The organism is Burkholderia sp. AU17457, assembly GCF_002223255.1.
Classification (GTDB): domain Bacteria; phylum Pseudomonadota; class Gammaproteobacteria; order Burkholderiales; family Burkholderiaceae; genus Burkholderia; species Burkholderia sola.
In genome coordinates this window covers 1,943,629-1,962,742 of sequence record NZ_NKFB01000003.1, presented here as the reverse complement: position 1 = coordinate 1,962,742, position 19,114 = coordinate 1,943,629, and the positions used below count along the sequence as shown (strand labels likewise).

The 19,114-nt window shown below is 66.2% G+C and carries 12 protein-coding genes; 6 read left to right on the top strand and 6 right to left on the bottom strand.

Annotated elements, in window-relative coordinates:
• Positions 1-81: 81 nt before the first annotated feature.
• On the top strand, positions 82-1,257 hold the full coding sequence (gene dinB, locus CFB49_RS11850; protein ID WP_089491482.1) for a DNA polymerase IV: 1,176 nt from the start codon (positions 82-84) through the stop codon (positions 1,255-1,257).
• Between the two features lie 67 nt (positions 1,258-1,324).
• Here dinB and CFB49_RS11845 read toward each other — a convergent pair whose 3' ends face one another.
• The 4 genes from CFB49_RS11845 to fixL form a co-directional block, all read right to left on the bottom strand.
• On the bottom strand, positions 1,325-3,412 hold the full coding sequence (locus CFB49_RS11845) for a M3 family metallopeptidase (protein WP_089491373.1): 2,088 nt from the start codon (positions 3,410-3,412) through the stop codon (positions 1,325-1,327).
• A gap of 284 nt (positions 3,413-3,696) precedes the next feature.
• On the bottom strand, positions 3,697-4,557 hold the full coding sequence (folD, locus tag CFB49_RS11840; RefSeq protein ID WP_069621816.1) for a bifunctional methylenetetrahydrofolate dehydrogenase/methenyltetrahydrofolate cyclohydrolase FolD: 861 nt from the start codon (positions 4,555-4,557) through the stop codon (positions 3,697-3,699).
• 251 nt (positions 4,558-4,808) lie between these two features.
• Complete coding sequence (gene fixJ / locus CFB49_RS11835) at positions 4,809-5,447, bottom strand: oxygen response regulator transcription factor FixJ (protein ID WP_006493245.1); 639 nt, start codon at positions 5,445-5,447, stop codon at positions 4,809-4,811.
• Positions 5,444-7,960, bottom strand: a complete 2,517-nt coding sequence (fixL, locus tag CFB49_RS11830) for an oxygen sensor histidine kinase FixL (protein WP_089491372.1) — start codon at positions 7,958-7,960, stop codon at positions 5,444-5,446. The genes fixJ and fixL overlap by 4 nt, the downstream gene beginning before the upstream one ends.
• A 273-nt stretch (positions 7,961-8,233) precedes the next feature.
• Here fixL and aceE point away from each other — a divergent pair, with 273 nt between their 5' ends.
• The 3 genes from aceE to lpdA all read left to right on the top strand — a co-directional run bounded on the left by aceE (position 8,234) and on the right by lpdA (position 14,693).
• Positions 8,234-10,930, top strand: coding sequence for a pyruvate dehydrogenase (acetyl-transferring), homodimeric type (gene aceE, locus CFB49_RS11820; protein ID WP_089491371.1), 2,697 nt, complete (start codon positions 8,234-8,236; stop codon positions 10,928-10,930).
• A gap of 68 nt (positions 10,931-10,998) precedes the next feature.
• On the top strand, positions 10,999-12,639 hold the full coding sequence (gene aceF / locus CFB49_RS11815; RefSeq protein WP_089491370.1) for a dihydrolipoyllysine-residue acetyltransferase: 1,641 nt from the start codon (positions 10,999-11,001) through the stop codon (positions 12,637-12,639).
• A gap of 281 nt (positions 12,640-12,920) precedes the next feature.
• The gene (lpdA, locus tag CFB49_RS11810; RefSeq protein ID WP_089491369.1) at positions 12,921-14,693 is read left to right on the top strand and encodes a dihydrolipoyl dehydrogenase; all 1,773 of its coding nucleotides are present in this window, start codon (positions 12,921-12,923) and stop codon (positions 14,691-14,693) included.
• Positions 14,694-14,885: 192 nt separating this feature from the next.
• On the opposite strand, the gene CFB49_RS11805 is transcribed toward lpdA, so the two are convergent.
• On the bottom strand, positions 14,886-15,452 hold the full coding sequence (locus CFB49_RS11805) for a phasin family protein (RefSeq protein ID WP_034188948.1): 567 nt from the start codon (positions 15,450-15,452) through the stop codon (positions 14,886-14,888).
• Positions 15,453-16,106: 654 nt separating this feature from the next.
• Here CFB49_RS11805 and pbpG point away from each other — a divergent pair.
• Positions 16,107-17,273: a D-alanyl-D-alanine endopeptidase gene (gene pbpG, locus CFB49_RS11800; RefSeq protein WP_050013009.1), complete on the top strand. Its 1,167-nt coding sequence runs from the start codon at positions 16,107-16,109 to the stop codon at positions 17,271-17,273.
• Between the two features lie 114 nt (positions 17,274-17,387).
• Here pbpG and CFB49_RS11795 read toward each other — a convergent pair whose 3' ends face one another.
• Positions 17,388-18,197 (bottom strand): IclR family transcriptional regulator, encoded by an 810-nt coding sequence (locus CFB49_RS11795; protein ID WP_050013008.1) that lies wholly within the window; start codon positions 18,195-18,197, stop codon positions 17,388-17,390.
• 183 nt (positions 18,198-18,380) lie between these two features.
• Here CFB49_RS11795 and CFB49_RS11785 point away from each other — a divergent pair, with 183 nt between their 5' ends.
• Positions 18,381-19,103, top strand: coding sequence for a (Fe-S)-binding protein (locus tag CFB49_RS11785; protein ID WP_089435269.1), 723 nt, complete (start codon positions 18,381-18,383; stop codon positions 19,101-19,103).
• Positions 19,104-19,114 lie beyond the last annotated feature (11 nt).

Below are 19,114 nucleotides of genomic sequence, written 5' to 3'. Positions count from 1 at the left end.
GGCCGGTACGGCGCAGCCGATCGTGAGTGGCCGGCGCCGGGCGACTGGCTCCGGACATACGTGGCAGTTGAAACCGGCACTGTGTTTTTGTACAGTATCGGCACCGTGAGCCCGACCACCATCCCGCCTGCCGATTCGCACGCACCGCCGCCCGGCGACGCGCCGCCGCGCATGCGCAAGATCATTCATTGCGACTGCGACTGCTTCTACGCGTCGGTCGAGATGCGCGACGACCCGTCGCTGCGCAACCGGCCGCTCGCGGTTGGCGGCCGGCCTGACCAGCGCGGCGTGATCGCGACCTGCAACTACGAGGCGCGGCGCTACGGCGTGCATTCGGCGATGTCGTCGGCGCTGGCGATGCGCAAGTGTCCGGACCTGCTGATCCTGCCGTCCGCGATGGACAAGTATCGCGCGGCGTCGCGGCAGATCATGGCGATCTATCGCGACTACACGCCGGACGTCGAGCCGCTGTCGCTCGACGAGGCGTACCTCGACGTCAGCGGGTCGGAACGCTGCCAGGGCAGTGCGACGTTGATTGCGCGCGAGATCCGCGAGCGGGTGCGCGATACGGTCGGCGTGACCGTGTCGGCGGGCGTCGCGCCGAACAAGTTCATCGCGAAGATCGCGTCCGACTGGAACAAGCCCGACGGGCTATTCGTCGTGCGGCCGCACGAGATCGACGCATTCGTCGCGGCACTGCCGGTGCGCAAGCTGCACGGCGTCGGCAGGGTGACGGCCACGCGGCTCGACCGGCTCGGCATCCAGACCTGCGCGCAGTTGCGCGACTGGCCGCTGATCGACCTGCACCGCGAGTTCGGCGCGTTCGGGCGGCGGCTGTACGAACTGTCGCGCGGGATCGACGAGCGGCCCGTGCAGGCCGACCAGGAGCGCAAGTCGGTCAGCGTCGAGACGACCTACGTGACCGACCTGACGACGCTCGAGCAATGCGCGGACGAAATCCGCCGCCTCGTCGCGCAGCTCGACGCGCGAATCGAGCGCGCCGGCGCTGCGCGGTCGATCCGCAAGCTGTACGTGAAGATCCGCTTCGCCGATTTCCAGCGGACGACGGTCGAGTGCGTGGCCGACGCGACGAATGCCGAGACGGCCGTCACGCTGCTCGCGAAGGGGTTGTTGCGGCGCGCGCGGCCGGTGCGGCTGCTCGGCGTCGGCGTGCGCATCGACGAGGACACGGCCGAGCGCCACGGGCAATTCCTGCTGTTCGACGACGAAGTGGGCGACGACACGCCCGCGCCATGAAAAAAGGCACCGCCGAAGCGGTGCCTGTCGATGCAGCCTGAACAGCCGGCGTGGCCAGGCGGCGCGCTCAGTGCGCGGACGCCGCCATTCCGTTGTGGCGCAGTAGCGCGTCGATCTGCGGTTCGCGGCCGCGGAACGCCTTGAACGACTCCATCGCCGGACGGCTGCCGCCGACCTCGAGGATTTCGCGGCGATAGCGCGTGCCGGTTGCCGCGTCGAGCACGCTGCCGCTGGTCGCGGCCGCTTCCTCGAACGCCGCGTACGCGTCGGCCGACAGCACCTCGGCCCACTTGTAGCTGTAGTAGCCGGCCGCGTAGCCGCCCGCGAAGATGTGGCTGAACGTGTTCGGCCAGCGCGAGAACGCCGCCTGCGGGATCACGTGATAGCGCTCGTTGATCTCGCGCGCGAACGCGGTCACGCCGGTGGCGCCGGCCGGGTCGTAATCGACGTGCAGCAGCATGTCGAACATCGAGAACACGATCTGGCGCAGCGTGCCAAGCCCGCTCTGGAAGTTCTTCGCGGCGATCATCTTGTCGAACAGCTCGCGGGGCAGCGCGGCGCCCGTATCGACATGCGACGACATCGACGACAGCACGTCCCATTCCCAGCAGAAGTTCTCCATGAACTGCGACGGCAGTTCGACCGCATCCCATTCGACGCCGTTGATGCCCGACACGCCGAGCTCGTCGACGCGCGTGAGCATGTGGTGCAGCCCGTGGCCGAATTCATGGAACAGCGTGATGACCTCGTCGTGCGTGAAGCACGCGGGCTTGCCGCCGACCGGCGCGGAGAAGTTGCAGGTCAGGTACGCGACGGGCGTCTGCACGTCGCTGCCGCGCTTCGCGCGCGAACGCGCGTCGTCCATCCACGCGCCGCCGCGCTTGCCTTCGCGGGCGTACAGGTCGAGATAGAACTGCGCGACGAGTGAGCCGTCGCGGTTCTCGACGCGGAAGAAGCGCACGTCCTTGTGCCACACCGGCGCATCGTCCGGCTTGATCTTGACGCCGAACAGCGTTTCGGTGACGGTGAACAGGCCCTTCAGCGCGGCCGGTTCCGGGAAGTATTGCTTGACCTCGTTTTCCGAGAACGCATAGCGCTGCTGGCGGAGCTTCTCGGCCGCGTACGCGACGTCCCACGGCGCGAGTTCGGCGAGCCCGAGTTCCTTCGCGGCGAACGTGCGCAGCTCGTCCCAGTCCTTGTCCGCGTGCGGGCGGGCGCGCGTCGCGAGATCCTCGAGGAACGCGATCACCTGCTGCGGCGATTCGGCCATCTTCGGCGCGAGCGACACTTCGGCGAAGTTGCGATAGCCGAGCATCTGCGCCTCTTCGCGGCGCAGCTTCAGCGCGTCGGCGACGATCGCCGTGTTGTCCCATTCGGCCTTGCCGTCGCCGTACTGCGGCCCGAGCTCCGACGCGCGCGTTGCATACGCGCGGTAGAGCGTCTCGCGCAGCGCGCGGTTGTCCGCGTACTGCAGCACCGGGAAGTACGACGGGAAATGCAGCGTGAATTTCCAGCCTTCCTTGCCGTCCTTCTGCGCGGCTTCGCGGGCGGCCTCGATCGCGTCGCCGGGCAGGCCGGCCAGCTCGGCTTCGTCCTTCGCGAAGTACGCGTACGCATTGGTCGCGTCGAGCACGTGATCGGAGAACGCCTTCGACAGCGCGGCCTGCTGTTCCTGCAATTGCGCGAAGCGCGGCTTTTGCTCCTCGGGCAGCTCGGCGCCCGACAGCCGGAAGTCGCGCAGCGCATTGTCGAGGATCTTCTTGCGCTCGGCGGACAGCGTCGCGTATTCGGCGCTCGCGGCGATCGCCTTGTACTTTTCGTACAGCGCGAGATTCTGGCCGACGCTCGACCAGAACTCGGTCACGCGCGGCAGGTTCTCACCGTAGGCAGCCCGCAGTTCGGGCGTGTCGGCGACCGCATTCAGGTGGCCGACGATACCCCAGGCGCGGCCGAGCGGCTCCGTGGCCCGCTCGACCGTTTCGACGACGGCGGCCCAGGTCGACGGCGTGTCGCTCGCGCTCGCCGTTTCGACCGCGTGGCTGGCGGCATCGAGCAGCGTATCGAGCGCGGGCGTCACGTGTTCCGGGCGGATCTCGCCGAAACGGGGCAGGCCGGAGAAGTCGAGGAGCGGATTGGTGTTGGCGCTGGCGGACATTAAGACTCCCTGTCTGTTGCCGGATGAACCGGGGTGAAAAGGGTGAGGCGCGACGAAGCGGCGCCCGATACCGACATTATTGGGGCGCATCGTGCGCTTTCCAATCGTTAGTTTCTAATGACGCGATTGACGCAGGGTCGGAGCGGGCGGCCGGCCAGGCGCGGGCGGCCAGGCGCGGCCGGCGAGGTGCATCGGGCGCGCCGGCCGGCGCGATTGCAGCCGCGCGATTGCGGCTGGCGAGGCGCCGGCGCGCTGAACCGCGCGCCGGCCGGGCAAAGGCAGCGTCAGGCTGCGGCGGCAGCCGCGCGTTCGGCGGATTCGATCGTATTGATCAGCAGCATCGTGATCGTCATCGGGCCGACGCCGCCCGGCACCGGCGTGATGTAGCCGGCGACTTCCTTCACGCCCGCGAAATCGACGTCGCCGCACAGCTTGCCCGCGTCGTCGCGGTTCATGCCGACGTCGATCACCGTCGCGCCCGGCTTGACCATGTCGGCGGTCAGGATGTTGCGCTTGCCGACCGCGGCGACCACGACGTCGGCCTGGCGCGTATGCGCGGCGAGGTCGCGCGTCTTGCTGTGGCAGATCGTCACGGTCGCGCCGGCGTCGAGCAGCATCATCGCCATCGGCTTGCCGACGATGTTCGAGCGGCCGATCACGACCGCGTTCGCGCCTTGCAGCGCGATGCCGTGCGCTTCGAACATCTTCATCACGCCGTACGGCGTGCACGGGCGGAACAGCGGCTTGCCGGTCATCAGCGCGCCCGCGTTCGCGACGTGAAAGCCGTCGACGTCCTTCTCCGGGGCGATCGCCTCGATCACCTTGTGGCTGTCGATATGCGCGGGCAGCGGCAACTGGACGAGGATGCCGTGGATCTTCGGGTCGCGGTTCAGCTCGTCGATGCGCGCGAGCAGGTCGGCTTCCGACAGCGTGGCCGGGTACGCATCCTTCAGCGAGAAGAAACCGTTGTCCTCGCACGCCTTGATCTTGTTGCGCACGTAGACTTCGCTCGCCGGGTTCGCGCCGACGAGGATCACCGCGAGACCGGGCTGGTGGCCGCGTGCGGTCAGTGCGGCGGCGCGTTCGGCGGCCTGGGCACGCAAGGTCTTCGAAAGGGCGTTGCCGTCGATGAGGAGGGCTGTCATGGTGGTGGGTCCTGCCGGGAAGTTGGAATGCGGGCGTACGGCGCGCGAAGCGCCGTAGCAAAGCACGTAATTATACCGGTCGCCTGCTGCCGTCCGACAGCGAATCAACGGGAAGCGTCATGGCCGCGGCGTGCGTGCGCCGGGAGGAACGGCCGCCGCCGCGCGAGTGGGCCGCATCGCGCGGGGCGGCAAACGCCGGTGGCGGGCCGGGCGGCCGGGGCGCGCCGTGCCGCCGTGGCCGGAGAAACCGCTCAGGCCTGTTTCTTCGACAGCGCGAGGCGCAGCAGGTCGGCCACCGTGTTGACGTTGAGCTTTTCCATGATGTTCGCGCGGTGCGCCTCGACCGTCTTGATGCTGATGCCGAGATCGTCGGCGATCTGCTTGTTCAGGCGGCCCGCGATGATCCGTTCGAGCACCTGCTGCTCGCGCGCGGTCAGCTTCGACAGGCGTTCGCTCGCGGCGCGCTGTTCCTGGACGCTCTTGCTTTCGCTTCGGGCCTTGTCGAGCATCCGCTCGACGAGCTTGCGCAGCTCGGCTTCGTCGAACGGTTTCTCGATAAAGTCCATCGCACCCTTTTTCATCGTCGACACGGCCATCGGCACGTCGCCGTGGCCGGTGACGAAGATGATCGGCAGCGCGGCATTGTCGGCGATCAGGCGCTCCTGCAATTCGAGGCCACTCATGCCCGACATCCGCACGTCGAGGATCAGGCACGCGATCTGGCCGGCCTGCTGCGCCGGCTGGTACGCATCGAGGAACTGCTCGGCGCTCGAGAAGCATTGCACGCGATAGCCGTTCGCCTCCAGCAGCCAGCGCAGCGAGTCCCGTACGGCCTCGTCGTCGTCGACGACAAAGACGGTTTCCTGAGTGGTGGTGACAGGGCTATTCATAGTTCTCCCGTAACGGTATGTGATGCCGATGCCTCGCGCCCCCCTTGGCCGAGATCAGCGGGTTCCCCAATGGGCAGGCTGCAGTGGAACGTCGCGCCGGAAATGCGGCCGTCCGGCTCGACGTTGTTGACCACCCACAGACGCCCCCGATGCGATTCGATGATCGAACGGCAGATGTTCAGCCCCATGCCCATGCCGTCGGACTTGGTGCTGTAAAACGGTTCGAACAGGCGCTCGGCGGTTGCTTCGTCGACGCCCGGGCCCTGGTCGATCACGCGGATGTCGACGAAGCCGGCGTCGATGTCGGCGACGACGCGGATCACGCCGTCCACCGACGCCGGCTTCACGTCGGCCATCGCCTCGGCTGCGTTCTTCATCAGGTTCACGAGCACCTGCTCGATCAACACGGGGTCGACATAAATAATAGGCATTCTTGCGAGGATTTCCGTGACGATCCGGATCCTGCGCTTCCTGGCCTCGATTTCGGCGAGCCCGACCGCGTCGGCGACGATGTCCGCGACCCGCGCCGGCTGGCGCTTCGGCTCGCTGCGCTTCACGAATTCGCGGATCCGCTTGACAATCATCCCCGCGCGCAGCGCCTGCTGCGCGGTCTTCTCCAGCGCGGGCTGCAGCGTCTCGGGCGTGCCGCGGCCGCTCTTGACGAGCGCGAGCGTGCCCGAACAGTAGTTGTTGATCGCGGCGAGCGGCTGATTCAATTCGTGAGCAATCGACGACGCCATTTCGCCCATCGTCATCAATCGGCTCGTGAACTGCAGCTTTTCTTCCTGCTGGTGCGCGAGTTCCTGCGCCTTCTTGCGGGTCGTGATGTCGGTCGCGATCTGCATCTGCGCGAGGTGGCCGTCCACCCACTGGATGTACTGGCGGCGTACCTCGAACCACTTCTGGATGCTCTCGACGTACACCTCCTGCGCATCCGCCGTGCTGCTCGTCAGCGCGGCGGCCGGCAGGCCCGCGAACGCGTCGACCATGTCGATCGAGTCGGACGACGCCTGCGCGCGGTCGAAGCCGCCGCCCGACAGCTCCAGATGGCCGTCCGGGCGAATGCCGAACAGGTGGCGGTAGTAGCGGTTCGCGAACAGCAGCTCGGCTTCGTCGGCGGCGAGCACCGACACCGCGGCGTCGAGGCTTTCGAGCACCGTCGTGAAGCGTTCGTGCGCGGCCGCGAGCTCTTCCCGCGCGCGCTTGGGCTCGGTGATGTCCGTCATCGACGACATCCAGCCGGTCTGGCGGCCCGAGCTGTCGATCAGCGGCGACACGTACAGGCGCGCATGGAACAGCGTGCCGTTCTTGCGCCGCACGCGCAGCTCGAAGCCCGAGCTCGGCGCCTTGCCGCGCAGCGTCATGTCGAGCTGGCGCTGCATTTCAGGGTACGCGTCGCGCGGCCAGTACGGGAACGGCGCGACCTTGCCGACGAGATCGCTCTCGTCCCAGCCCGTCATCCGGCAGAACGCGGGGTTCACGTGCGTGATGCGGCCGTGCATGTCGAGCACGCGCATGCCGATCAGCACCGAGTTTTCCATCGCGCGCCGGAAGAACGCTTCCGCGTACAGCGCCTGCTGCGCCTCGAAGCGCTGGCGCGTGTGCTTCCACAGGCTCCAGAGGCTCCACAGCACGAAGCACGACAGGCCGGCGACGAGCCACACGAGCGTGTTGTTGGTCAGGTTCGTGAGTTGCGGGAACGCGTACACGCGCACCGTCAGCCCCTGGCCGGGCGGGTCGAGCGGGAGATCGTAGTGCGAGTCGCGCGGCAGGCGCGGGCGCGTCGACGTGGACGACAGTTCGCGGTTGTTCGAATCGGTGATCGAGATCTTGTACTTCGACGACAGTTCCTGCGGGATGTCGTGCTTCAGGATGCCCTCGACCGAAAACACCGCGGCGAGCGAGCCGAGATATTCGCGGTCGCCGCGCATCACGGGCGTCTGCAACGTGATGAAGCCGTTGCCGAACTCGTCGTAGATCAGCGGCGAATACGCCTGGCGGCGCGTGCTGCGCGCTTCGTCGTACGCGCCGCGCACGGCGTCCTGCATCTGCGCGTCGCCGGGCTTCGCGAGCCGCTGGCCGAGCAGCGGCGGATGCACGGCCGGCCAGCGCTGCACGCCCGGCGCCGTGTACCAGTTCAGGTAGAGGATTTCCGGATGCGTCTGCATCACGTCCGCGACGGCCATCTGGAACGCGTTCTGGTCGAGGCGGCCGGACGCGAGGTCGCGCGACAGCGCCTGCAGCTGTTCCTGCGCGCCCGTCATCGACAGGCGGATCTGTTGCTGGGCCCACGCGACGTTGCGAAACAGGGTGTCTTCCTGCTGCTGCTGTTCGCGCCGGTTGAGGCTCCACAGGATGAGGCTCATCACGACGAGGAACACCAGGATCGACAGCAGGGGCGTCAGCAAATAGGAGTTGGACCACCACGGTCCGTGGTGCCAACGGGACGGCTGCGACTCCGCCGGCGGGCCCGGCGGTCGCGCCGAGCGTGCGAAAAGCCGATCGGTCAACATGGCAGGATTGTAGCGCAGCGCAATACATGGAAAACCGATACCGGATAGGTTGAACGGAAACGGTTTTGTTCCGATGAGACGGGCCGCGGAGCCCCGAAATATGGGTGCAGCGCAGCAATATTTCGCATCATGAGAAAAGATCTCACGATTCGAAAATTTTGTTGCGCAGGCCCATCCACGCTCATTACAATCCGTCGGAGCTTGCCCGCAGCCGGCCGCGCCGCGTCGTCTGCACGAGAGCGATCCTCACATTCCAGGACCCAGGAGACGAGAATGTCCGCTGTACCGAACGAAGTGATGAAGTATGTCGCCGCCGAACGTGACGACGACCCGCAAGAAACCGTCGAGTGGCTGGAGTCGCTCGATGGCGTGATCTCCTCCGTGGGCACCGGCCGCGCGCATTACCTGATCGAAAAGCAGATCGAATTCGCTCGCATGCACGGCGAGCACCTGCCGTTCTCCGCCAATACCCCGTACATCAACACGATTCCGGTCGAAGCCCAGGCGAAGATTCCGGGCGACCAGGACATCGAGCACCGCATCCGTTCGTACACGCGCTGGAACGCGCTGGCGATGGTGCTGCGCGCGGGCAAGGACACGAACGTCGGTGGCCACATCGCATCGTTCGCGTCGGCCGCGACGCTCTACGACGTCGGCTACAACCATTTCTGGCACGCGGCGTCCGACCAGCACGGCGGCGATCTCGTGTTCGTCCAGGGCCACTCGTCGCCGGGCGTGTACTCGCGCGCGTTCCTGCTCGGCCGCCTGACGGAAGAGCAGCTCGACAACTTCCGCCAGGAAGTGGACGGGAAGGGCATCTCGTCGTACCCGCACCCGTGGTTGATGCCGGACTTCTGGCAGTTCCCGACCGTGTCGATGGGTCTCGGCCCGATCATGGCGATCTACCAGGCGCGCTTCATGAAGTATCTGGAATCGCGCGGCATCGCGAAGACGGAAGGCCGCAAGGTGTGGGCGTTCCTCGGCGACGGCGAGACGGACGAGCCGGAATCGCTCGGCGCGATCGGCATGGCGAGCCGCGAGAAGCTCGACAACCTCGTGTTCGTGATCAACTGCAACCTGCAGCGTCTCGACGGCCCGGTGCGCGGCAACGGCAAGATCATCCAGGAACTCGAATCGGAATTCCGCGGCGCCGGCTGGAACGTGATCAAGGTCATCTGGGGCAGCCGCTGGGATGCGCTGTTCGCACGCGACAAGACGGGCGCGCTGATGCGCCGCATGATGGAAGTCGTCGACGGCGAATACCAGACGTACAAGTCGGAGTCGGGCGCCTACGTGCGCGAGCACTTCTTCAACACGCCTGAACTGAAGGCGCTCGTCGCCGACTGGTCGGACGACGACATCTGGGCGCTGAACCGCGGCGGCCACGATCCGCACAAGATCTACGCGGCGTTCCACGAAGCGACCAACACGAAGGGCGCGCCGACCGTCATCCTCGCGAAGACCATCAAGGGCTACGGGATGGGCGAGTCGGGCCAGGCGATGAACATCACGCACCAGCAGAAGAAGCTGCCGGTCGAGCAACTGAAGAAGTTCCGTGACCAGTTCCGTCTGCCGATCACCGACGAGCAGATCGCCGACGTGCCGTACCTGAAGTTCGACGAAGGCTCGAAGGAACTCGAATACATGCGGCAGAAGCGCATGGACCTCGGCGGCTACCTGCCGCACCGCCGCGAGAAGGCGACGTCGCTGCCGGTGCCGGCGCTCGACGCGTTCGAGCCGCTGCTGAAGGGCACGGGCGAAGGCCGCGAGATCTCGACGACGATGGCGTTCGTGCGGATCCTGAACATCCTGCTGAAGGACAAGGCGCTCGGCAAGCGCGTCGTGCCGATCGTCCCGGATGAATCGCGTACGTTCGGCATGGAAGGCCTGTTCCGCCAGATCGGCATCTGGAACCAGGAAGGCCAGAAGTACGTGCCGGAAGATTCCGACCAGCTGATGTTCTACAAGGAATCGCAGACCGGCCAGATCCTGCAGGAAGGCATCAACGAAGCGGGCGGCATGTGCGACTGGATCGCGGCGGCGACGTCGTATTCGACGCACGGCGAGATCATGGTGCCGTTCTACATCTTCTATTCGATGTTCGGCTTCCAGCGCATCGGCGACCTCGCGTGGGCCGCGGGCGACATGCGTTCGCGCGGCTTCCTGCTGGGCGGTACCGCGGGCCGCACGACGCTGAACGGCGAAGGCCTGCAGCACGAAGACGGCCACTCGCTGCTGTGGGCGGCATCGGTGCCGAACTGCGTGAGCTACGACCCGACGTTCGGCTATGAACTCGCGGTGATCGTCCAGGACGGCCTGCGCCGCATGGTGCAGGACCAGGAAGACGTGTACTACTACATCACGGTGATGAACGAGAACTACGAGCACCCGGCGATTCCGCAGGGCGAGCACGTGGTGGCCGACATCATCAAGGGCATGTACGCGTTCAGGAAGGCCGACGCCGACAAGAAGGCGCCGCGCGTCCAGCTGCTCGGCGCGGGCACGATCTTCAACGAAGTGATCGCTGCCGCCGACCTGCTGAAGAACGACTGGGGTGTCGCCGCCGACCTGTGGAGCGTGCCGAGCTTCACCGAACTCGCGCGCGAAGGCCATCAGGTCGAGCGCTGGAACCTGCTCCATCCGACCGAGGAGCGTCGCCTGTCGCACGTGCAGAAGTGCCTGAAGGACACGCAGGGCCCGGTCATCGCATCGACCGACTACGTCCGTGCGCTGGTCGACCAGATCCGCGGCCAGATCGATCGCCGCTTCGTCGTGCTGGGCACCGACGGCTTCGGTCGTTCGGACACTCGCGAGAAGCTGCGTCACTTCTTCGAAGTCGACCGTCACTGGGTCACCGTCGCGGCGCTCAACGCGCTGGCCGACGAAGGCACGATCGAGCGCAAGGTGGTCGCGGACGCGATCGCCAAGTACAACCTCGATCCGTCCAAGCCCAACCCGATGACCGTTTAACGCACACGCCGTGTGATGCCGCGCGCCGCTCCCGCGGGGAGCGCGCGCGGCCATGGAGACAGAAACAGATGAGTCAAGCGATCGAAGTGAAGGTGCCGGATATCGGCGATTACAAGGACGTGCCGGTCATCGAGATCGGCGTGAAGGTCGGCGATACGGTCGAGCCCGAGCAGTCGCTCGTCACGCTCGAGTCGGACAAGGCGACGATGGACGTGCCGAGCCCGGTAGGCGGCGTCGTGAAGGAAATCAAGGTCAAGGTCGGCGATTCCGTGTCGGAAGGTTCGCTGATCGTCCTGCTCGAAGGCGGCGCGGGCGCGCAGGCGAACGGCGCGGCCGCGCCGGCGGCGGCTCCGGCTCCCGCTCCCGCAGCAGCGCCGGCACCGGCCGCTGCCGCACCGGCCGCGTCCGGCGGCACGCTCGAAGTGAAGGTGCCCGACATCGGCGACTACAAGGACGTCCCGGTGATCGAGATCGGCGTGAAGGTCGGCGACACGGTCGAGAAGGAACAGTCGCTCGTCACGCTCGAGTCGGACAAGGCGACGATGGACGTGCCGAGCCCGGCCGCCGGCGTCGTGAAGGACATCAAGGTCAAGGTGGGCGATTCGGTGTCGGAAGGCACGCTGATCGTGCTGCTCGAAGCCGCCGGCGCACCGGCTGCCGCCGCACCGCAGGCCAGCGCACCGGCTCCGGCCGCGCCGGCGCCTGCCGCCGCGCCGGCACCCGCGAAGGCTGCGCCGGCACCGGCTGCCGCCGCGCCGGCCCCGGCCGCCGCGCCGTCGGGCGAATATCGCGCCAGCCACGCATCGCCGTCGGTCCGCAAGTTCGCACGCGAACTCGGCGTCGAAGTCGCGCGCGTGCAGGGCTCGGGTCCGAAGGGCCGCATTACGAAGGAAGACGTCACGGGCTTCGTGAAGGGCGTGATGACGGGCCAGCGCGCGGCGCCGGCCGCGGCAGCCGCGCCGGCGGGCGGCGGCGAGCTGAACCTGCTGCCCTGGCCGAAGGTCGACTTCTCGAAGTTCGGCCCGTTCGAGGCGAAGCCGCTGTCGCGCATCAAGAAGATCTCGGGCGCGAACCTGCATCGCAACTGGGTGATGATCCCGCACGTCACGAACAACGACGAAGCGGACATCACCGAGCTCGAGGCGCTGCGCGTCCAGCTGAACAAGGAACACGAAAAGGCGGGCGTGAAGTTCACGATGCTCGCGTTCGTGATCAAGGCGGTCGTTGCCGCGCTGAAGAAATTCCCGACCTTCAACGCGAGCCTCGACGGCGACAACCTCGTGTTCAAGCAGTACTTCCACGTCGGTTTCGCGGCCGATACGCCGAACGGCCTCGTCGTGCCGGTGATCCGCGACGCGGACAAGAAGGGCCTCGTCGACATCGCGAAGGAAATGAGCGACCTCTCGAAGGCCGCGCGTGAAGGCAAGCTGAAGCCGGACCAGATGCAGGGCGGCTGCTTCTCGATTTCGTCGCTCGGCGGGATCGGCGGGACGAACTTCACGCCGATCATCAACGCGCCGGAAGTGGCGATCCTCGGGTTGTCGCGCGGCCAGATGAAGCCGGTGTGGGACGGCAAGCAGTTCGTGCCGCGGCTCATGCTGCCGCTGTCGCTGTCGTATGACCATCGTGTCATCGATGGCGCGGAAGCCGCGCGGTTCAATGCGTATCTCGGAGCGTTGCTCGGGGATTTCCGTCGCATCATTCTTTGATGAGCGGGGTGGGGCTCGCGGGGGCGTGGTTTTGGGTTGGTTCTCCACGCACTTGTCGGTGAACCTGTTGCGCTAACGGTCTGCTAGCGTCGCCCCCGCGCGGGGCGGCGGTCACTTTTCTTTGTCTTCCAAAGAAAAGTAACCAAAAGAAAGGCGCGTCCTTGGGCGGACGGCAAAGGTGGTTCTGCCCGGGTTCGCTGTTTTTGTCAGGCCGTAGCCGTAGTCGGTTCTCTCGCGGGTTCCTCCCCCTCTGTCTGCAGTCAATCAAGAAGGGGACAGTCATGAGTCTCATCGAAGTCAAGGTTCCGGATATCGGCGATTTCAGCGGCGTCGATGTCATCGAAGTCAACGTCAAACCCGGCGACGTGATCGAAAAAGAGCAGACGCTCATCACGCTCGAATCCGATAAAGCCTCCATGGAAGTGCCCAGCGACGTCGCCGGCACCGTCAAGGAAGTCAAGGTCAAAGCCGGCGAGAAAGTCTCGCAAGGCACCGTCATCGCCATCGTCGAAGCGTCGGCAGGCGCAGCCGCGCCCGCTCCCGCGAAAACGCCCGAAGCGCCGAAGCCCGCAGCCGCCGCACCGGCTCCGGCCGCAGCGGCGCCCGCGCCCGCGCCGCAAGCCGGCAGCTACAGCGGCGCCGCCGACATCGAGTGCGACATGCTCGTGCTCGGCGCCGGCCCCGGCGGCTACTCGGCCGCGTTCCGCGCCGCCGACCTCGGCATGAAGACCGTACTCGTCGAGCGCTATTCGACGCTCGGCGGCGTGTGCCTGAACGTCGGCTGCATCCCGTCGAAGGCGCTGCTGCATACGTCGCTCGTCGTCGAGGAAGCCGCGGCGCTCGCGTCGCACGGCATCACGTTCGGCAAGCCGCAGGTCGATCTCGACAAGCTGCGCGACTTCAAGGGCGGCGTCGTCAAGAAACTGACGACCGGCCTCGCCGGCATGGCGAAGGCGCGCAAGGTCGAAGTGGTCACCGGCGTCGGCGCGTTCGTCGATCCGTTCCACATGGAAGTGCAGGGCGAAAACGGCAAGAAGGTCGTCAAGTTCAAGCAGGCGATCATCGCCGCGGGCTCGCAGGCCGTGAAGCTGCCGTTCATGCCGGAAGACCCGCGCGTCGTCGATTCGACGGGCGCGCTCGAACTGCGCCAACTGCCCAAGCGCATGCTCGTGATCGGCGGCGGCATCATCGGCCTCGAAATGGCGACGGTCTACTCGACGCTCGGCGCCGAGATCGACGTCGTCGAAATGATGGACGGCCTGATGATGGGCGCCGACCGCGATCTCGTGAAGGTCTGGGAAAAGTACAACGCGAAGCGCTTCGGCAACGTGATGCTGAAGACCAAGACGGTCGGCGCGGAAGCGAAGGAAGACGGCATCTACGTGAAGTTCGAGGGCGAGAAGGCGCCGGCGGAAGCGCAGCGCTACGACCTCGTGCTCGTCGCGGTGGGCCGCAGCCCGAACGGCAAGAAGATCGGTGCCGACAAGGCGGGCGTCGCGGTCACGGATCGCGGCTTCATCGACGTCGACAAGCAGATGCGCACGAACGTGCCGCACATCTTCGCGATCGGCGATATCGTCGGCCAGCCGATGCTCGCGCACAAGGCCGTGCATGAGGGCCACGTCGCCGCGGAAGCCGCGCACGGCGAAAAGGCGTACTTCGATGCACTGCAGATCCCGTCGGTGGCCTACACCGATCCGGAAGTGGCGTGGGCCGGCAAGACCGAGGATCAATGCAAGGCCGAAGGCATCAAGTACGGCAAGGCCGTGTTCCCGTGGGCCGCTTCGGGCCGCGCGATCGCGAACGGCCGCGACGAAGGCTTCACGAAGCTGATCTTCGACGAGGAAACCCATCGCGTGATCGGCGGTGCGATCGTCGGCCTGAACGCGGGCGACCTGATCAGCGAAGTGTGTCTCGCGGTCGAAATGGGCGCGGACGCGGAAGACATCGGCAAGACGATCCACCCGCACCCGACGCTCGGCGAATCGGTCGGCATGGCCGCCGAGCTGTATGAAGGCGTCTGTACGGACCTGCCGCCGCAACGCAAGAAGTAACGCGACCGGCACGGCCGGCTGCGCGCCGGCCACGAAACAACGCCGCCGCCCGGGCAAACCGGGCGGCGGCGTTTTGTTTTGCCTGGCGCGCGACAGCGCTCGAAGGCGGCGGGCCGTTGCCGCCCGCGCACGCTGCCGCGCCAGAAACGAAAAAGCCGCGCTGGGCGCGGCTCTTTCAGGAGCAGGGGACGCTTACGCGGCCGGCTTGCTCGAACGACGTGCGGCAGCGGCGGTTGCGGCCTTCGTTGCGACGGCAGCAGCGGCGTTGAAGTTCGTTTCAGCGATTTCCACCGCTTGCTTCGTGGCCTTCTGAACCGTTTCGTACGTGGTGTTCGCAGCGTTCAGTGCCGACTTCAGTGCGGCGACAGCCGTTTCCGAACCGGCCGGGGCGTTCTTCGCGACGTTGTCGACGAGTGCCTGGACCTTCTTGTTCTGCTCGTCGAATTGCGCTTCGGCGACCTTCGCGAACTCGGCTTGCGTCGACGAGGCGATTTCGTACAGGTGACGGCCGTACGACAGCACCTTTTCCGCGACCGGCTGCGACAGGCTCGCTTGCAGCGCGATCAGTTCCTGCGCGTCCTTCACCGACAGCAGACGCTGCGCGTTTTCCTGGCCTTCGGCCAGCGTCGACTTCACGACTTGCAGGTTGAGTTCGATCAGCTTTTCGACGCCTTCGAACGCCTTGGTCGTCAGACCGAACAGGCTTTCGAGGTTGGCTTTTTGGGCGGCGGCGATTTGCTCGGGGGTCAGCAAGGACATGTCAGGCTCCTGAAAAGCGATCGCGTCGATCGCAGGATAAAGGGCACTACGCTGGGGAACTTCGGCGCCGCGTGCTTTGTGCAACGCAGCAATGAGGCCTATTTTAGGGCAGAGGGCACGGATGTCAAGCACTTTTTGTGCGTTGCACAATCGCGACAAATTATCGATAAAACAACGAGTTATGGCGCCCGTTCGGAATCGGTTTCATACGTGTTCCCACATGGTGCGCACGGCGGCGGGGCAAACGCGCCGCACCATGATCACGCACAGGTAAACCTGACAGGCCCATGGAACGTTATCCTTCTGCTCCTGTCGAAAAACGCGCCGTTTCGATGCGCGTGCCGTGGCGACGTGCCGCCGTCACGGTCGAGACCGGCGCCCTGGGCACGCCGAGCACCGGATACGTACTTTCCCCGCTTTAAATTGCCTCCGAAGTGACGTTATCTCAATTAACCGCGTGGTAATCGGGAGACGGGCGCTGTCGGGCAGTGCATCCCATCGATTTTTTCGATGGGAGCGGAAGGGTCGATTGGCCGGAGGTTGGCCGACTCTTACATTCCGGTTTAAAGACGATCGGTAAGTGCCTAATATTGCTCTTTTTTTCAGCTTTAACTACACTTGCGGAAACCTCCCGCCCGCTTTGTCCAGACCCCAATGAAAGCCGAATCGTTTTCACCGCGCAGATTGTTGCAGAGCATGACGCTCGGCACCGCTGTGTCGGTCGCAGTCGCGTTGCTGGCGACCACCGCGTCCGTCACGCCTGCTGACGCCTTCGCCGCCACTGCGAAGACCCAAGCCGCCAAGAAAAAGGCCGTCGCTCCTGCTTCGTCAGCGAAGAAGAAGTCGGCCAGGGCGACCTCCGACAAATCCGCCAAGGTCGCCGACGCCGATGCGCCGCGCGCGAAGGCGTCGCGAAAGCGCGTGACGCTCGCGGCGAACAACCTGCATGGCGGCCATCGCGGCGCGGTGCGCAAGGTCGCGTTCCAGCCGCGCCGTCCGACGGTCGGCCAGGCGTTCGGCCTGCACGACACGCCCGACGCGCTCGCGCTGCGCTCGAGCGTCGCGTACGTCGTCGACCAGAATTCCGGCGAGCCGCTGTTCGACAAGAATTCACACGCGGTCGTGCCGATCGCGTCGATCTCGAAGCTGATGACGGCAATGGTCGTGCTCGACTCGAAGTCGCCGATGACCGATCAGCTCGAAGTCACCGACGAAGACCGCGACTACGAGAAGGGCACGGGCTCGCGCCTGTCGGTCGGCTCGGTGCTGTCGCGCGAGGACATGCTGCACATCGCGCTGATGGCGTCGGAAAACCGCGCGGCCGCCGCGCTGTCGCGCTACTACCCGGGCGGCCGTCCGGCGTTCATCGCGGCGATGAACGCGAAGGCGAAGTCGCTCGGCATGACCGATACGCATTTCGAGAATTCGACCGGCCTGTCGAGCTCGAACGTGTCGAGCGCGCGCGATCTCGTGAAGATGGTCAATGCGGCGTACCAGTACCCGATGATCCGCCAGTTCTCGACCGATCGTACCTACGAGGTGTACACGGGCAAGCGCAATCTCGTCTACAACAGCACCAACGCGCTGATCCGCGGCAACGGTTCGTGGGACATCGGCCTGCAGAAGACGGGCTTCATCAACGAAGCGGGCGAATGCCTCGTGATGCAGGCGACGATTCACGGCCGGCCGATGGTGATGGTGCTGCTCGATTCGTTCGGCAAGTACTCGCGTTTCGCCGATGCCTCGCGCCTGCGCAACTGGCTCGACGCCGGCGGCGGCGAGCGCCTGACGGCGGCCAACACGCCGAGCGGCGGTACCTGATCGCGTGCGGTGGTTTGCCGCCGTACCGTACCGGTCGCCGCAACGAAAAGCCCCGCAATCGCGGGGCTTTTTTTGTCTCTCGGAACCGCCGCCGAACCTGGTCGACGGCGCGGCTTACGCCTGCCGCTGCAGCCCGTCCACGTCCTTCGCGGGCGCCGGCCGGTAGCCGAGCGATTCGGAGATGGTGAGCGCCGTCCGGCTCAACTGGCCGAGCCACGCGTCCTGCAGCCGGTCGGCCGGCGCCGACAGCGACAGGCCCGCGACGAGCTTGCCCGAATCGTCGTAGATGCCGGCCGCGATGCAGCGCACGCCGAGTTCGAGCTCTTCGTTGTCGCGCGCGCACGATTGCTGGCGGACGATCGTCAGCTCACGCTCGAGCTTCGCGATATCGGTGATGCTGTTCTGCGTATGGCCGGACAGCCCCGTGCGCGTCGCATACGCACGCACGCGCGACGTTTCGTCGGCCGCGAGGAACAGCTTGCCGACCGACGTGAGGTGCAGCGGCGCGCGGCCGCCGATCGCACGGACGACCTGCATCCCCGAGCGCTCGGAGTACGCGCGCTCGATGTAGACGATCTCGTCGCCCTGGCGCACCGACAGGTTCACGGTCTGCCCGGTGAGGCGGTGCAGCTCGCGCATCGGCATCAGCGCCGCGTCGCGCACCGACAGGCGCGCCTTCACGAGATTGCCGAGCTCGAGCAGCCGCATGCCGAGGCGGTAGGTGCCGGGATCGGAGCGGTCGACGAGGCGGCAGGTCACCATGTCGTTGAGGATGCGGTGCGCGGTCGACGGGTGCAGCTCCGTGCGCTGCGCAAGTTCCTTCAGGCTGACGGGGTCACTGTGCGCGGCGAGCGCGTCCAGCAACCGCATCATGCGTTCGATCACCTGGATCGACGTTTTTGAATCCGGGGTGGGTTGGCTCATGTCGGGGGAGGAATCGGTTGACGCGGCAAGCGGTGTTGGATCGATTGTATCTCGTATCGTGAAAAAAGCGAACGCCGTTCGAGGAAGTCCTCGTTTCGCGCATCGCGGGCTTGCGCGGGGGCCGGCGTTGGTCTTGCCGGACAAACGTCGGATAATGAGAGCCGTTTTCTCGAAGGAGCACGTATGCGAGTCGGTTTGTTCGTGACCTGCCTGGTCGACCTGATGCGCCCCGAAATCGGCTTTTCGGCGCTCAAGCTGATTCGCGACGCGGGCTACGAGGTGGTCGTGCCGCCCGCGCAGACCTGCTGCGGCCAGCCGGCCTACAACTCGGGCGACCGCGCGCTCGCGCGCGACCTCGCGGAAAAGACGCTGCGCGAGTTCGAGCCGTTCGATTACGTCGTCGCCCCGTCCGGTTCGTGTGGCGGGATGATCCGCGCGCACTACGCTGATCTGTTCCGCGACGATCCCGAGCTGATGGGGCGCTACACGCGGTTCCAGCAGAAAGTTTACGAACTGACCGATTTCCTCGCGAACGTCGCGAAGGTGTCGCTGGCGCCGGGCGAATTCGCCGGGCCGGTCACCTATCACGATTCGTGCTCGGGGCTGCGCGAGCTCGGCGTGAAGGCGCAGCCGCGCGCGCTGCTCGCGCAGCGCGGCGTGGCCGTCACCGAGATGAAGGACTGCGAGCACTGTTGCGGCTTCGGCGGCACGTTCTCGGTGAAGTACGGCGATATCTCGGCGGCCATCGCGGATGAAAAATGCGCGAACGTGCGCGCGTCGGGCGCGGCCACGGTGGTGCTCGGCGATCTCGGCTGCATGCTGAACATCGAAGGGCGGTTGCGCCGCACCGGCGACCGCGACACGCGCGTGCTGCACGTCGCGCAGGTGCTGGCGGGCGACGTCTGACGCCCGGTTCC

Coding starts and splice junctions, on each gene's coding strand:
- CFB49_RS11845 (WP_089491373.1), bottom strand. CDS start 3,412: ATGTCCGCCAGCGCCAACACCAATCCGCTCCTCGACTTCTCCGGCCTG.
- folD (WP_069621816.1), bottom strand. CDS start 4,557: ATGACAGCCCTCCTCATCGACGGCAACGCCCTTTCGAAGACCTTGCGT.
- fixJ (WP_006493245.1), bottom strand. CDS start 5,447: ATGAATAGCCCTGTCACCACCACTCAGGAAACCGTCTTTGTCGTCGAC.
- fixL (WP_089491372.1), bottom strand. CDS start 7,960: ATGTTGACCGATCGGCTTTTCGCACGCTCGGCGCGACCGCCGGGCCCG.
- aceE (WP_089491371.1), top strand. CDS start 8,234: ATGTCCGCTGTACCGAACGAAGTGATGAAGTATGTCGCCGCCGAACGT.
- aceF (WP_089491370.1), top strand. CDS start 10,999: ATGAGTCAAGCGATCGAAGTGAAGGTGCCGGATATCGGCGATTACAAG.
- lpdA (WP_089491369.1), top strand. CDS start 12,921: ATGAGTCTCATCGAAGTCAAGGTTCCGGATATCGGCGATTTCAGCGGC.
- CFB49_RS11805 (WP_034188948.1), bottom strand. CDS start 15,452: ATGTCCTTGCTGACCCCCGAGCAAATCGCCGCCGCCCAAAAAGCCAAC.
- pbpG (WP_050013009.1), top strand. CDS start 16,107: ATGAAAGCCGAATCGTTTTCACCGCGCAGATTGTTGCAGAGCATGACG.
- CFB49_RS11795 (WP_050013008.1), bottom strand. CDS start 18,197: ATGAGCCAACCCACCCCGGATTCAAAAACGTCGATCCAGGTGATCGAA.
- CFB49_RS11785 (WP_089435269.1), top strand. CDS start 18,381: ATGCGAGTCGGTTTGTTCGTGACCTGCCTGGTCGACCTGATGCGCCCC.